The sequence below is a fragment of the Streptomyces luteireticuli genome, assembly GCF_041519305.1.
GTDB classification, from domain to species: domain Bacteria; phylum Actinomycetota; class Actinomycetes; order Streptomycetales; family Streptomycetaceae; genus Streptomyces; species Streptomyces luteireticuli.
Map to the genome: position 1 here is coordinate 4400686 of NZ_CP167927.1, position 14015 is coordinate 4414700.

The 14015-nt window shown below is 70.3% G+C and carries 13 protein-coding genes; 6 read left to right on the plus strand and 7 right to left on the minus strand.

All coding sequences use genetic code 11. The annotated features are described in order from the left end of the window. Positions 1-8 precede the first annotated feature (8 nt). From AB8735_RS19550 to AB8735_RS19560, 3 genes are all read right to left on the minus strand, one after another. Complete coding sequence (locus AB8735_RS19550) at positions 9-1334, minus strand: MFS transporter (RefSeq protein ID WP_372408617.1); 1326 nt, start codon at positions 1332-1334, stop codon at positions 9-11. 90 nt (positions 1335-1424) lie between these two features. Continuing rightward, on the minus strand, positions 1425-2507 hold the full coding sequence (locus AB8735_RS19555) for an inositol-3-phosphate synthase (RefSeq protein WP_344028678.1): 1083 nt from the start codon (positions 2505-2507) through the stop codon (positions 1425-1427). 49 nt (positions 2508-2556) lie between these two features. Then, a complete protein-coding gene (locus AB8735_RS19560) occupies positions 2557-3144 on the minus strand; it encodes a PadR family transcriptional regulator (protein WP_199891975.1) in 588 nt (195 codons plus the stop codon). A gap of 397 nt (positions 3145-3541) precedes the next feature. Here AB8735_RS19560 and AB8735_RS19565 point away from each other — a divergent pair, with 397 nt between their 5' ends. After that, complete coding sequence (locus AB8735_RS19565; protein WP_372408618.1) at positions 3542-6160, plus strand: transglycosylase domain-containing protein; 2619 nt, start codon at positions 3542-3544, stop codon at positions 6158-6160. Between the two features lie 154 nt (positions 6161-6314). Further along, positions 6315-7799, plus strand: a complete 1485-nt coding sequence (locus AB8735_RS19570; RefSeq protein WP_372408619.1) for a glycosyltransferase family 87 protein — start codon at positions 6315-6317, stop codon at positions 7797-7799. 36 nt (positions 7800-7835) lie between these two features. Here AB8735_RS19570 and AB8735_RS19575 read toward each other — a convergent pair whose 3' ends face one another. The 3 genes from AB8735_RS19575 to AB8735_RS19585 form a co-directional block, all read right to left on the minus strand. Continuing rightward, positions 7836-8867, minus strand: coding sequence for an alanine racemase (locus tag AB8735_RS19575; RefSeq protein WP_372408620.1), 1032 nt, complete (start codon positions 8865-8867; stop codon positions 7836-7838). Positions 8868-8921: 54 nt separating this feature from the next. Continuing rightward, entirely contained in the window at positions 8922-10040 is a 1119-nt protein-coding gene (locus AB8735_RS19580) for a lipid II:glycine glycyltransferase FemX (protein WP_372408621.1), read from the minus strand. Between the two features lie 101 nt (positions 10041-10141). Beyond that, a complete protein-coding gene (locus AB8735_RS19585; protein ID WP_344028696.1) occupies positions 10142-10480 on the minus strand; it encodes a hypothetical protein in 339 nt (112 codons plus the stop codon). Between the two features lie 288 nt (positions 10481-10768). Here AB8735_RS19585 and rpsF point away from each other — a divergent pair, with 288 nt between their 5' ends. The 4 genes from rpsF to rplI all read left to right on the plus strand — a co-directional run bounded on the left by rpsF (position 10769) and on the right by rplI (position 12495). Then, positions 10769-11059 carry a 30S ribosomal protein S6 gene (rpsF, locus tag AB8735_RS19590; RefSeq protein ID WP_049719052.1) on the plus strand — a complete coding sequence of 97 codons (291 nt, stop codon included), beginning with the start codon at positions 10769-10771 and terminating at the stop codon, positions 11057-11059. Positions 11060-11140: 81 nt separating this feature from the next. Further along, positions 11141-11722: a single-stranded DNA-binding protein gene (locus tag AB8735_RS19595; RefSeq protein WP_344028703.1), complete on the plus strand. Its 582-nt coding sequence runs from the start codon at positions 11141-11143 to the stop codon at positions 11720-11722. A 71-nt stretch (positions 11723-11793) separates the two neighbouring features. Next, on the plus strand, positions 11794-12030 hold the full coding sequence (gene rpsR / locus AB8735_RS19600; protein ID WP_004950692.1) for a 30S ribosomal protein S18: 237 nt from the start codon (positions 11794-11796) through the stop codon (positions 12028-12030). Between the two features lie 18 nt (positions 12031-12048). After that, complete coding sequence (gene rplI, locus AB8735_RS19605) at positions 12049-12495, plus strand: 50S ribosomal protein L9 (protein WP_344028723.1); 447 nt, start codon at positions 12049-12051, stop codon at positions 12493-12495. 75 nt (positions 12496-12570) lie between these two features. Here the strand turns inward: rplI and AB8735_RS19610 are convergent, their stop codons facing one another. Then, positions 12571-13911 carry an MATE family efflux transporter gene (locus tag AB8735_RS19610; protein WP_372408622.1) on the minus strand — a complete coding sequence of 447 codons (1341 nt, stop codon included), beginning with the start codon at positions 13909-13911 and terminating at the stop codon, positions 12571-12573. Positions 13912-14015: the final 104 nt, after the last annotated feature.

Here is a 14015-nt window from a genome sequence, read left to right on the forward strand (position 1 = left end):
GCGATGTTTCACGTGAAACGCGCGCCGTTGTCGGGCGGCGGTGCTTTCGGCGGCGATGTTTCACGTGAAACCGGTCCCCCGGCCGCCAGCGCGGCCGCCGTCACCGCATAGAGCACCGCGACGGTGACGACGAGGGCGACCGACCGGCCGTCGTGCGGCAGCATCAGCGCGGCCACCCCCGCCGCGCCCACGAAGGCGGCATTGAACAGGACGTCGTAGAGCGAGAACACCCGGCCGCGGAAGGCGTCCTCCACGGTGGACTGCACCACCGTGTCCGTGGAGATCTTGGCCCCCTGGGTGACCAGTCCCAGCACAAAGGCGGCGATCAGCATCGGTGTGGGGGTGAAGGGCAGGCCCAGGGCGGGTTCGAGGACGGCGGCCGCGCCGGCGCAGACCACGATCCAGCCCCGCCGCCCGAACCTGCCGACCGCCCAAGGGGTGATCACCGCCGCAGCGAAGAACCCCGCCCCCGAGACACCCACCGCGAGTCCCAGCAGGGCCAGGCCGGCCGCGTCGCTGTCGGTCCAGGCGTACCGGCAGAGCATCAACAGGGTCACCGTCAGGGCGCCGTAGCAGAAGCGCATCAGCGTCATCGCCGCCAACGCCTGTGCGGCGGGCCGTCGGTGTGCCAGGTGCCGCAGTCCGTTCGTCAGCCCGCGCACCGTCACGGTCAGGGCCGTGCGCAGCGAGACTCGGGAAGCGAGGGTGTCAGGTCCCAGCAGCGCCGCGGGGATGCGCAGTGCGGCGGCCCCGGCACAGAGGTAGAGGGCGGCGCCGACGAGGACGACCAGGGTGTCGGAGATGGTCCCGCCGGGGGCGGCGAGGCGTACGGCGAAGGCGATGCCCCCGCCCGCGGTGGCGGCGAGCGTGCCGGCGGTCGGGGAGAGCGCGTTGGCCATCACCAGGCGCTCGGGGCTGTCCACGACATGGGGCAGGGAGGCGGAGAGCCCCGCGAGGACGAAGCGGTTGACGGCGGTGACGGACAGCGCGGAGACGTAGAAGATCCCGTCGGGCGCCGTGGCGAGGACGAGCAGAGCGGTGCCGACGGCCAGGACGGCGCGCAGCAGGTTGCCGTAGAGCAGCACTTGGCGGCGCCGCCAGCGGTCCAGGAGCACCCCGGCGAAGGGGCCCAGCAGGGAGTACGGCAGCAGCAGGACGGCCATGGCCGAGGCGATGGCCGCGGGGGACGTCTGTTTCTCGGGGGAGAAGACGACATGGGCGGCGAGGGCGACCTGGTAGACCCCGTCGGCGCCCTGGGAGAGCAGGCGCACGGTCAGCAGGCGGCGGAAATCGCGCAGTTGGAGCAGGACGCGAAGATCACGCACGACGGGCATGCGGTCAGCTTCACATACGGGACAGGCCCCCGGGCGTCACGAGCCTGATGACTCGGTCCCGGGGGCCTGCGATCGGGGCTGTGGCGCGTTCTAGCGCTCCACCTCTCCCTTGATGAACTTCTCGACGTTCTCCCGGGCCTCGTCGTCGAAGTACTGCACGGGCGGCGACTTCATGAAGTAGGAGGAGGCGGAGAGGATGGGGCCGCCGATGCCCCGGTCCTTGGCGATCTTCGCGGCGCGCAGGGCGTCGATGATGACACCGGCGGAGTTCGGGGAGTCCCAGACCTCGAGCTTGTACTCCAGGTTCAGCGGGACGTCGCCGAAGGCACGGCCCTCCAGGCGGACGTAGGCCCACTTGCGGTCGTCCAGCCAGGCCACGTAGTCCGAGGGACCGATGTGGACGTTCTTCTCGCCCAGGTCGCGGTCGGGGATCTGCGAGGTGACGGCCTGCGTCTTGGAGATCTTCTTGGACTCCAGGCGCTCGCGCTCGAGCATGTTCTTGAAGTCCATGTTGCCGCCGACGTTCAGCTGCATGGTGCGGTCCAGGACGACGCCCCGGTCCTCGAAGAGCTTGGCCATCACACGGTGCGTGATGGTGGCTCCGACCTGCGACTTGATGTCGTCGCCGACGATCGGCACACCGGCCTCGGTGAACTTGTCGGCCCACTCCTTGGTGCCGGCGATGAAGACCGGGAGGGCGTTGACGAAGGCGACCTTGGCGTCGATGGCGCACTGGGCGTAGAACTTGGCGGCGTCCTCGGAGCCCACCGGCAGGTAGCAGACGAGCACGTCGACCTGACGGTCCTTGAGGACCTGGACGACGTCGACCGGGGCCTCGGGGGACTCCTCGATGGTCTGGCGGTAGTACTTGCCGAGACCGTCGAGGGTGTGGCCGCGCTGGACGGTGACACCGGTCGTGGGCACGTCGCAGATCTTGATCGTGTTGTTCTCGCTGGCGCCGATGGCGTCGGAGAGATCGAGCCCGACCTTCTTGGCGTCCACGTCGAAAGCGGCCACGAAGTCGACGTCGCGCACGTGGTAGTCGCCGAACTGCACGTGCATCAGACCCGGCACGCGGCCGTTCGGGTCGGCGTCCTTGTAGTACTCGACGCCCTGCACCAGCGAGGCGGCGCAGTTGCCCACGCCGACGATGGCTACGCGAACCGAACCCATTCCGGTTGCTCCCTGTTCGTTCTCGACGAAGCCCTGCTGCGTGCAGGGCTCACTGGTCCGGACCGGCGCGTCTGTCACGCCCGGCCCGTTCGCTCTCGATCAGCTCGTTCAGCCAGCGGACCTCGCGCTCCACGGACTCCATGCCGTGCCGCTGAAGCTCGAGGGTGTAGTCGTCCAGCCGTTCCCGGGTACGGGCCAGGGAGGCGCGCATCTTCTCCAGACGCTCCTCCAGCCGGCTGCGGCGGCCTTCCAGCACGCGCATCCGTACGTCCCGCGAGGTCTGCCCGAAGAACGCGAAGCGGGCGGCGAAGTGCTCGTCCTCCCACGCATCCGGGCCCGTGTGCGCGAGCAACTTCTCGAAGTGCTCTTTCCCCTCCGCCGTCAGGCGGTAGACGATCTTCGCGCGCCGTCCGGCCAGTGAGGCCGCCTTGGCGTCCTCGGGAGCGCTCCCGGGCTCCTCCACCAGCCAGCCGTTCGCCACAAGGGACTTCAGGCAGGGGTAGAGGGTCCCATAGCTGAACGCCCTGAACACACCGAGTGAGGTGTTCAGTCGTTTCCGCAGCTCGTAGCCGTGCATCGGGGACTCGCGGAGCAGGCCGAGGACGGCGAACTCGAGGATGCCGGAGCGTCTGCTCATGTTTCGCCTCCTTGTCCCCCACAGCCTAGTCCTTTGCTCCCGTGTCTTTACTGGTCCCTTATTCCGAGCTGATGTACCGAGCTGATGTATCGACTCGATACATCCAGACGATAGAGCGCGGGTCCTGAGCGGACAAGAGGGGGAACGGTGAACGAGGTCACATCACCGGTTCGTGGGACACCGGCGGCCTGAATTGGAGTGAACATCCAGAGTAGTCGGGTTTTGACCGTGCGTAGTCTGTGCGCCATGCAGACCACTGGGAACCGGGTGATGCCGGGTGGCGTCCTCGTCCCGGATGCAGTGCGCCCGGCCGTTCAGGGGGCCGGTTCGCGCACCGGGGGGAACGCACACCTGCCGCTTCCAGGCGATAGCGCCTGCCCAAGGAAGTAGTCGTTCGATGAGCGAGCATCGTCGCAAGCCGCCGCAGTCGCAGGGCGGCGGACGAGCCGCGGCCCGGCGCGCGTCGCAGCAGCCGACGTCCGGCCGCCGTGCCGCACCACGCAACAGTTCCGCCGTGCCCGGCCGCGGCCGGGGCGAGGAGCCCCCCTACGGCGGGCGGGCCGCGGCCCGGCGCGGCGGGTCCGGCGGCCGCAGACGGGCGCCGGCCCCAGGAGGGGGGGCGGGCAGGGCCCGGCGGGACGCCTCCGCGGGCCGGAAGGGGCTCGTCGACTATCCACGGGTCGGCCGGGACGGCTGGCGGCGCTGGATCCCGTCCTGGCGGCTGGTCGCCGGGGCCGTCGCGTCGTTCGCCGGCCTGATCCTCGGAACGGTGGGAGTGGCCCTGGCCGTGGTGCAGGTGCCGAGCGCCCAACTGGCCTCGAAGGTCCAGAAGAACGTCTACTACTGGTCCGACGGCAAGCAGATGGTCGTGGCCGGCGGGGGCAATCTCAACCGGCAGATCGTGCCGATCTCCCAGATCCCGCTCTCCATGCAGAACGCGGTCATCTCCGCGGAGAACGCCAGTTTCTACAAGGACTGGGGCGTCGACCCGATGGGCATCGCCCGGGCGGTCGTCAAGATGGCGCAGGGCGGCGAGACACAGAGCGGCTCCACGATCACCCAGCAGTTCGTCAAGAACACCTACCTCAGCCAGGAGCAGACGCTCAAGCGCAAGGTCACGGAGCTGCTGATCTCCGTGAAGGTGGGCGCGACCCAGGACAAGCACGACATCCTCGCGGGCTATCTCAACACCGCGTACTACGGCCGGGGGGCCTACGGGATCCAGGCGGCGGCGCGCGCCTACTACGACAAGGACTGCTCGGACCTGACGCCGAGCGAGAGCGCCTACCTGGCGGCGACGCTCAACGGGCCGAACCTGTACGACCCGTACGGCGGCCAGGGGCCGGCCGCGACGCCGGAGAGGAACACCAAGCGGGCCACGGACCGCTGGAAGTGGACGCTGGACCGGGAGGTCGAGGTCGGCCACCTCGGCGCGGCCGACCGCGACAAGTGGGTCGGGCAGGGCTTCCCGCAGCCGCAGAAGCCGAAGCCCGCGACCAACCGGGCCGGACAGATCGGCTACCTCACCGACCTCGCCGACAACTACATCACCGCCCATTCCACGATCAGCAAGGGCGAGCTGGACAAGGGCGGTTACCAGATCTACACGACGTTCGACCGCAACAAGGTCAACGCCCTGGCGAAGTCCGTCGAGGCCGTGCGCAGGGCGAACCTCAAGCCGGACAAGCGCGAGGTCGACAAGTTCGTGCAGTTCGGCGGTGCTTCGGTGGAACCCGGGACGGGGAAGATCGTCGCCATCTACGGCGGGGAGAACGCCCTGACCCACTTCACCAACAACGCCGACTACACCGGTGTCCAGGTGGGCTCGACGTTCAAGCCGTTCGTCCTGGCCGCCGCGATGACGCACGGCAGGCGGAACCCGGCCCTCGGTCCCCAGCAGGGCGACGGCGAGCGCACGCTGGTCTCCCCGGAGAGCGTCTACGACGGCGACGACAAGCTGACGCTGCGGACGTACAACGGGGCCGTCTGGCACGACCGGGACGGCAGCGAATGGCACCAGAAGAACGACGGCGACGAGGACCGGGGCCTCATCAGCCTCCGCACGGCCATGCAGTTCTCCGTGAACACCCCCTACATCCAGCTCGGCATGGACGTCGGCACGGACCTCGTCCGGGAGGCGGCCCTGTCCGCGGGACTGGACAAGGAGCAACTCGCCTCGACCACCCCGACGTTCTCGCTGGGCACCTCGGCACCGAGTGCGATCCGGCTGGCCGGCGCGTACGCGACCTTCGCGGACAGCGGCCGGCAGATCGACCCGTACTCGGTCGCGAAGGTGGAGAAGAACGGCAAGCCGGCCTACGAGCACGTGCAGAAGACCGAGGAGGCGTTCGCCCCCAACGTCGCGAACAACGTGACGGACGTGCTCAGGACCGTCGTGGAGGCGGGGACCGGCACGGCGGCGAAGCTCGGGGCCCGTCCGGTGGCCGGCAAGACGGGGACGACGGACGGCAACCGCTCGGCCTGGTTCGCGGGCTACACCCCGCAGCTGTCCACGGCCATCGGCATGTACCGCGTCGACCCCAACGCGAAGAACCAGGAGTTCCTGTCGATGCGCGGGGTCGGCGGCAAGCCGACGATCCACGGTGCGTCGTTCCCCGCGGAGATCTGGGCCGACTACATGGGCGCGGCGCTGAAGGGCATGCCGGTCCGGCAGTTCGATCCGCCCCGGCCCATCGGTGAGAAGGTCTTCGGCGGCGGAGCCTCCCCCTCTCCCGCACCGGCGCCCTCGGCATCCCCGTCGGCGTCGCCGTCGGAGACCGCCGAGCCGTCCCCGACGGCCCCTCCGTCCCCCTCGCCCAAGCCGAGCCGGACCTGTGGGCTGCTCGACGCGCGGTGCCGGGCGGGTGACCACGAGGGCACCGACGGCGGCACCACGGCCGGGCCGGGGGCCAGTGACGGGGCCACCGGGGGGCCGGGCGGCCAGGAGGGCGACACCGGCGGCGAACCGGCGCCGCCGGGGCAGACCCGGCGGCAGGGAGGCGGCCTGTTCGGCTGAGCCGCGCCGTACGAGGCCGGGAAGTCGCACGAGGCCAGGAAAAGGCAAGGGCCGGGACCGTCTCGTTCACTCGGGACGGTCCCGAAGTTTTCCACAGGCGCGGGGTTGTCCACAGGCCCCAGCGGGCCACAGACGGGTACGGCAGGATGGGCGCATGAGGAGCGTGCGGGACGACCAGCTTGTACGGCCCACCGTCGAGGACGAGGTGGCCGCCGCCGGCAGTGAGCTCATCGGCGGGCCGGCCGGCCGCCGTGCGCTGCCCGGCGGGTGGCGGGTCCCGGTCCGGATCATCGCGCTGGTGATGATCGGGATGTTCGCGCTGGGCATGGTGCAGAAGGCGCCCTGCTACGACCACGGCTGGTTCTTCGGGGCCACCACCCAGTACACGCACGCCTGTTACTCCGACATTCCCCATCTGTTCGCGGGGCGCGGGTTCGACCAGGGGCTCATTCCGTACCTCGACAGGATCCCGCGTTCGGCGGGCGACATGGACTACCTGGAATACCCGGTGCTCACGGGGCTGTTCATGGAGGTCGCCGCGCTGGTCACCCCGGGCGGCGGCAGCATCCAGCACCGGGAGCAGTTCAACTGGTTCGTCAACGCCGGGTTGCTGCTGGCCTGTGCGGTGGTCATCGCGGTGTGCGTGGCCCGGACGCACCGGCGCCGTCCCTGGGACGGGCTGCTGGTCGCCCTGGCCCCGGCCTTCGCCCTGACGGCCACGATCAACTGGGACCTGTTCGCGGTCGCGCTGACCGCGGCGGCGATGTACATGTGGTCGCGCGGGAAGCCCGCCGCGACGGGTGTCCTCATCGGTCTGGCGGCGGCGGCGAAGCTCTATCCGGTGCTGCTGCTCTGGCCGTTGCTGCTGCTGTGCTGGCGGGCGGGCCGGCCGAGGGCGTTCCTGACGTCCCTCGCCGCGGCCGCGGGGGCCTGGCTGGTGGTGAATCTGCCGGTAATGTTCGTCTTCGGCGGCGGCATCCACATCCGGCCCGGCTGGGCGAAGTTCTACACCTTCAGCCAGGAGCGGCCGGTCGACTACGGCTCGTTGTGGCTGCTCATCTCGCAGAAGACCGGGGACCCGCTGGCGGACGTCAACACCTATGCCACGGCGCTGATGATCGTCGGCGCGCTGGCCCTGGGCGCCCTGTGCCTGTACGCGCCCCGGCGGCCGCGCTTCGCGCAGCTCGCCTTCCTGGTGGTGGCCCTGTTCGTGCTCACCAACAAGGTCTATTCACCGCAGTACGTGCTGTGGCTGATCCCGCTCGCCGCGCTGGCCCGGCCCAAGTGGCGCGACTTCCTGATCTGGCAGGCGTGCGAGGTGCTCTACTTCCTGGGCATCTGGTTCTACCTGGCGTACATCGGCGATGGGGACAAGCACCAGGGGCTGCCCCTGGAGGGGTATCAACTGGCCCTGGTGCTGCACCTGCTGGGCACGCTCTACCTCTGTGCCGTGGTCGTGCGCGACGTCCTCTCCCCGGAGCGGGACGTCGTCCGGCGCGACGGGTCGGACGACCCCTCGGGCGGTCTCCTGGACGGGGCCCCGGACATACGGGTCCTGGGCCCCGCGCGCCGGCGGTACCGGCCCGTGGAGCGTACGGAGGGACGTGTCCAGTGGGGCGCCGGGAGCGGCGGCGCGTAGCCGTCGTCCCGGGGCCCGGTCACCACGGGGGGTGGATCAGTGGTCGACCAGCCGGTCGAACTGGGTGGTGGTGTGCCGCAGATGGGCCACCAGTTCGTCGCCGACCTGCGGCGCGGGGGCGTCGTCCGGGACGAACAGGATCGAGCACTGCATGTGCGGGGGCTCGGCGAACCAGCGCTGCTTGCCGGCCCAGACGAAGGGCGACAGATTGCGGTTCACGGTCGCCAGGCCCGCGCGGGCGGCGCCCTTGGCGCGCGGCATCATGCCCTGCAGCGACTTCGGCGCCTCCAGGCCCACGCCGTGCGAGGTGCCGCCCGCCACGACCACGAGGCAGCCGTCGCCGGCCACCTTCTGCTGGCGGTAGCCGAAGCGGTCGCCCTTGGCGACGGGCGTGACGTCCAGGACGGAGCCGCGGTAGCCGGTGGCGTCGTGGTCGCCGAGCCACAGCCGGGTGCCGATGCGGGCCCGGAAGCGGGTGTGCGGGTACTGCTGCTGGAGCCGGGCGAGTTCGTCGGCCTTGAGGTGGCTGACGAACATGGTGTGCATCGGCAGGTGGGCGGCGCGCAGCCGTTCCATCCACGCGGCGACCTCGTCGACGCCGGTGGTGCCGTCGCCCCGGTCGAGCGGGAGGTGGATGGCGAAGCCCTCCAGGCGCACGTCCTCGATGGCGGCGTGCAGCTTGGGCAGGTCCTCCTCGCTGATGCCGTGCCGCTTCATGCTGCTCATGACCTCGACGACGACGCGTGCGCCGACCAGGCCGCGCACCCCTTCGACCGAGGAGACCGAGCGGATGGCGCGGTCCGGCAGCGGCACCGGCTCCTCGCCGAGCCGGAAGGGCGTGAGCACCAGCAGGTCGCCCCCGAAGAGGTCCTTGGCACGGGCCGCCTCGTAGGTCGTGCCGACGGCCATGAGGTCGGAGCCGAAGCGGGTGACCTCCTCCGCCAGCCGTTCGTGGCCGAAGCCGTAGCCGTTCCCCTTGCAGACCGGGACGATGCCCGGGAACTGCTGGATGACGGACTGCTGGTGTGCCCGCCAGCGCTGGGTGTCGACGTAGAGCGTGAGCGCCATGGCCGGTCCCGGAGCCTTTCCCTGAGTGTGGTCGGAGCTGTTCGGACAGCTGGGTCAGCGGCGCGACATGTAGATGTCGAGGGCCTTGTGGAGCAGCTTGTTGAGCGGGAAGTCCCACTCGCCGAGGTATTCGGCCGCCTGGCCGCCGGTGCCGACCTTGAACTGGATGAGGCCGAAGAGGTGGTCGCTCTCGTCCAGCGCGTCGCCGATGCCGCGCAGGTCGTAGACGCTCGCGCCGAGCGCGTAGGCGTCGCGCAGCATCCGCCACTGCATCGCGTTGGACGGGCGGACCTCGCGCTTGTGGTTGGCGGAGGCGCCGTAGGAGTACCAGACGTGTCCGCCGACGATCAGCATCGTCGCGGCGGCCACGGCCTCGCCCTCGTGGATGGCGAAGTACAGCCGCATGCGGTTGGGGTCCTCGGTGTTGAGGGCCGTCCACATGCGCTGGAAGTAACTCAGCGGCCGCGGGCGGAACTTGTCGCGCTCCGCGGTGATCTCGTACAGGTGCTGCCAGGTGGGCAGGTCCTCGTAGCCGCCCTGGACGACCTCGACGCCGGCCTTCTCGGCCTTCTTGATGTTGCGGCGCCACAGCTGGTTGAAGCCCTTGTGGACGTCCTCCAGGGAGCGGTTCTGCAGCGGCACCTGGAAGACGTAGCGCGGCTGGACGTCGCCGAAGCCGGCGCCCTCCTCCTCGCCCTGCTGCCAGCCCATGCGGCGGAGCTTGTCGGAGACCTCGAAGGCGCGCGGCTCGATGAAGGTGGGCTCGACGTCGCGCAGGCGCTTGGCGTCCGGGTCGGCGATGCCCTTCTTGATCGCGTCGGCGTCCCAGCGGCGGATGACCACCGGCGGGCCCATCTTCACCGAGAAGGCGCCCTGCTTCTTGAGGTGGGCCAGCATCGGCTGGAGCCAGTCCTCCAGGTTCGGGGCGTACCAGTTGATCACCGGGCCCTCGGGGAGGTAGGCGAGGTAGCGCTTGATCTTGGGGAGCTGCCGGTAGAGCACCAGACCCGCGCCGACCATCTGGCCGGTCTTGTCGAACCAGCCCAGGTTCTCCGAGCGCCACTCGCCCTTGACGTCCGCCCATGCCGGGACCTGCATGTGACTGGCAGCAGGCAGGCTCTGGATATATGCCAGATGCTGCTGTCGGCTGATGGTCCTCAAGGTCAGGCTCATGCGGGGCGCTCCTCGGCAGGTGTGTCCCCAGGGTCGGGGCTCCGGCTCTCGCGCCGAAGCCTACTGCGACCGGGGAGCGCCCCGTTTGGGCGTACGGTCCGTTATCCGATCAGACCCCCGAAGAGTCCGCCGTGGGCCATGCCCAGGAAGAAGCCCACGGCCGAGGCGCCGAGGAAGATGATCAGCAGGAACCGCTCGCCGGTGGTGGCGGAGATGAACTGGCCCCACGCCCCGGTGAGGATGCCCGCCAGCCCGCTCCACGAGCTCAGCAGGTGCAGGTCCTTGAACGCCGAGGAGACGAAGGCCAGCAGGCCCAGCACGACCGTCACCCCGACCAGGGTGTTCTGCAGGGGATGGGGCTTTCCGTCGCTGTTCAGCACCGCGTTGAGCAGGGAGCGCGGACTGCGCGGTGAGGGGGACTGCCGGACGGCCTGTGTCATGGGGCTACCTCCTGAAGGCAGGCGGCGCGGGGTGGCGCCGGTCACACCCGATGCGTCCAGGGTGAGGGGCCCGGCCGCCGGATTTCAACCGGACGCCCGGGAGCGGGTACTCTGGACGGTCTGCATCGGTATCTGCCCGGACCCGGCATCGGTCCCGGGGACGACCCGGGGCTTCCCGCTGATGGTCCGTGCTGCTTGTCAGTGTCGGCCGATACCGTTGTTCACGCATCACGACCCTCCTGCCACGGATCGACCGTGGCCGCTGAGTCCAAAGGAGGTGGGTTCCACATGCGTCACTACGAGGTGATGGTCATCCTCGACCCCGATCTGGAGGAGCGCGCTGTCTCCCCCCTGATCGAGAACTTCCTCTCCGTCGTCCGTGAGGGCAACGGGAAGGTCGAGAAGGTCGACACCTGGGGCCGTCGTCGTCTCGCTTACGAGATCAAGAAGAAGCCCGAGGGCATCTACTCGGTCATCGACCTGCAGGCCACGCCTGAGGTCGTCAAGGAGCTCGACCGCCAGATGAACCTGAACGAGTCGGTCCTCCGGACCAAGGTCCTCCGCCCCGAGACCCACTGAACCCCAGCGGTTCAGAGGTAATCGGGCTGTATCTCCACGAGTAGCAAGCAGCCAGCAGCACACCCGCCGAGAGGTTCATCCATGGCAGGCGAGACCGTCATCACGGTCGTCGGCAATCTCGTCGACGACCCCGAGCTGCGCTTCACCCCGTCCGGTGCGGCGGTCGCGAAGTTCCGCGTCGCGTCCACTCCCCGCACCTTCGACCGCCAGACCAACGAGTGGAAGGACGGCGAGAGCCTCTTCCTCACGTGCTCGGTGTGGCGGCAGGCGGCGGAGAACGTCGCCGAGTCGCTCCAGCGCGGCATGCGCGTCATCGTGCAGGGCCGGCTGAAGCAGCGGTCCTACGAGGACCGCGAGGGCGTCAAGCGCACGGTCTACGAGCTCGACGTCGAAGAGGTCGGCGCCAGCCTGAAGAACGCCACGGCGAAGGTCACCAAGACTTCCGGTCGCGGTGGCCAGGGTGGCTACGGCGGTGGCGGCGGCGGTAACCAGGGCGGCGGCTGGGGCTCCGGCCCCGGCGGCCAGCAGGGCGGCGGCGGTGCTCCCGCCGACGACCCCTGGGCGACCGGCGCTCCGTCCGGCGGCCAGCAGGGCGGCGGAGGTGGCTGGGGCGGCGGCTCCGGCAACAACTCCGGCGGCTACTCGGACGAGCCGCCCTTCTAGGCCCCTCGTGGGCCCGGGCCCCAGGCCCGAGGGCGACAGCAACTTCTTGAAGACATAGGGAGAAAAGACAAATGGCGAAGCCCCCGCCGCGCAAGCCCAAGAAGAAGGTCTGCGCGTTCTGCAAGGACAAGACCGCTTACGTGGACTACAAGGACACGAACATGCTGCGGAAGTTCATTTCCGACCGCGGCAAGATCCGTGCCCGCCGCGTGACCGGCAACTGCACCCAGCACCAGCGTGACGTCGCCACGGCCGTGAAGAACAGCCGTGAGATGGCGCTGCTGCCCTACACCTCGTCCGCGCGATAAGGGAAGGGTGACCAACTAATGAAGATCATCCTCACCCACGAGGTCTCCGGCCTCGGCACCGCCGGTGACGTCGTCGACGTCAAGGACGGCTACGCCCGCAACTACCTGGTCCCGCGCGGTTTCGCGATCCGCTGGACCAAGGGTGGCGAGAAGGACGTGGCGCAGATCCGCCGCGGCCGCAAGCTGCGCGAGATCGCCACGATCGAGCAGGCCAACGAGGTCAAGGGTCAGCTGGAGGGCGTCAAGGTCCGCCTTGCCGTCCGCGCCGGCGAGGCCGGCCGTCTGTTCGGCTCGGTGACCCAGGCCGACGTCGCGACCGCGATCAAGACGTCGGGTGGCCCCGAGGTCGACAAGCGTCGCGTCGAGCTCGGCTCGCCGATCAAGACCCTGGGCGCCCACGAGGTGTCCGTGCGTCTGCACGCCGACGTCGTCGCCAAGCTGGGCGTCGAGGTCATCGCCGCCTGAGCCTGCGCTCATCCGGCATGACGAAGGGCCGCACCCCTCGGGGTGCGGCCCTTCCGTCGTCCGACGGCCGTGCCCTCAGCCGCGTACGGCCCCGGTGACGATCCAGCGGCCGGAGCGGGCGCGCAGCCACAGGGTCACCAGCCGGGCCGCCATCATCAGGGCCATCGCCCACCACAGGGCCGTCAGCCCGCCGCCCAGGACCGGGACGAGCAGCGCGGCGGGGGCGAAGACCGCGAGCACCACCAGCATCGCCCGGGCCAGGTACGGTCCGTCGCCGGCGCCCATCAGCACGCCGTCCAGCACGAAGACGACGCCCGCCACCGGCTGGCTGAGCGCGGCGGCCAGCAGCGCCGGCAGCAGCGCGTCCCGCACGGACGCGTCCGAGGTGAACAGCGGGACGAGCAGCGGCCGCGAGAGCACCACCAGCGCCCCCAGCAGCACGCCGGTGGCGATGCCCCACCGGACCATGCGCCGGCAGGCCGCGCGGGCCCCGTCGGCGTCGTCCGCGCCCAGGTACCGTCCGATGATCGACTGGCCGGCTATGGCGATCGCGTCCAGGGCGAAGGCCAGGAGGTTCCACAGGGCCAGCACCACCTGGTGCGCGGCCACCTCGCGGTCGCCCAGCCGGGCCGCGACCGCCGTCGCGATCATCAGTACCGCGCGCAGCGCGAGCGTGCGGACCAGCAGGGGTACGCCGGCCCGGGCGCAGGCCCGGATACCGGCGGCGTCCGGACGCAGCGAGGCGCCGTGCCGCCGGGCGCCGCGGACGACGACGGCGAGGTAGACGGCGGCCATGCCGCACTGGGCGGCGACGGTGCCCCAGGCGGAGCCGGCGATGCCCCAGCCCGCGCCGTAGACGAAGGCGAGGTTGAGCACGCCGTTGACGGCGAAACCGCCGACGGCGACGTACAGCGGCGTACGGGTGTTCTGCAGGCCGCGCAGCACGCCGGTGGCCGCGAGGACGGCGAGCATGGCCGGGATGCCGAGCGCGCTGATCCGCAGATAGGTGATGGCGTACGGGGCGGAGTCCGGCGAGGCGCCGAGGAGGCGGACGAGGCCGGGGGCCGTGGGCAGGGCGGCCGCCGCGAGGGCCGTGCCGAGCAGCAGGGCGAGCCAGATGCCGTCCATGCCCTGCCGGATGGCGGCCGGCAGGTCCCCGGCGCCGACGCGGCGCGAGACGGCCGCGGTGGTGGCGTAGGCGAGGAAGACGAAGACGCCGACGGCGGTGGTGAGCAGCGGGGCGGCCACGGCGAGACCGGCGAGCGGCCCGGTCCCGAGGTGACCCACGATGGCGGTGTCGGCCAGGACGAAGAGGGGCTCGGCCACGAGTGCGCCGAAGGCGGGCAGGGCGAGCGCGAGGATCTCGCGGTCGTGCTGCCGCGTGGCGCGCCGGGTGCGCGCGAGTGTTTCGCTCACACGTCCCATTCAATCGTCCACAGGTAATGAGTGCAACCGTATAGTGGCGCTTACTGGCAGTGGCTGGGTGTGATCTTCTCTGCGCCGTTTGTCGTGATCTCGGG

Coding starts and splice junctions, on each gene's coding strand:
- AB8735_RS19550 (WP_372408617.1), bottom strand. CDS start 1,334: ATGCCCGTCGTGCGTGATCTTCGCGTCCTGCTCCAACTGCGCGATTTC.
- AB8735_RS19555 (WP_344028678.1), bottom strand. CDS start 2,507: ATGGGTTCGGTTCGCGTAGCCATCGTCGGCGTGGGCAACTGCGCCGCC.
- AB8735_RS19560 (WP_199891975.1), bottom strand. CDS start 3,144: ATGAGCAGACGCTCCGGCATCCTCGAGTTCGCCGTCCTCGGCCTGCTC.
- AB8735_RS19565 (WP_372408618.1), top strand. CDS start 3,542: ATGAGCGAGCATCGTCGCAAGCCGCCGCAGTCGCAGGGCGGCGGACGA.
- AB8735_RS19570 (WP_372408619.1), top strand. CDS start 6,315: ATGAGGAGCGTGCGGGACGACCAGCTTGTACGGCCCACCGTCGAGGAC.
- AB8735_RS19575 (WP_372408620.1), bottom strand. CDS start 8,867: ATGGCGCTCACGCTCTACGTCGACACCCAGCGCTGGCGGGCACACCAG.
- AB8735_RS19580 (WP_372408621.1), bottom strand. CDS start 10,040: ATGAGCCTGACCTTGAGGACCATCAGCCGACAGCAGCATCTGGCATAT.
- AB8735_RS19585 (WP_344028696.1), bottom strand. CDS start 10,480: ATGACACAGGCCGTCCGGCAGTCCCCCTCACCGCGCAGTCCGCGCTCC.
- rpsF (WP_049719052.1), top strand. CDS start 10,769: ATGCGTCACTACGAGGTGATGGTCATCCTCGACCCCGATCTGGAGGAG.
- AB8735_RS19595 (WP_344028703.1), top strand. CDS start 11,141: ATGGCAGGCGAGACCGTCATCACGGTCGTCGGCAATCTCGTCGACGAC.
- rpsR (WP_004950692.1), top strand. CDS start 11,794: ATGGCGAAGCCCCCGCCGCGCAAGCCCAAGAAGAAGGTCTGCGCGTTC.
- rplI (WP_344028723.1), top strand. CDS start 12,049: ATGAAGATCATCCTCACCCACGAGGTCTCCGGCCTCGGCACCGCCGGT.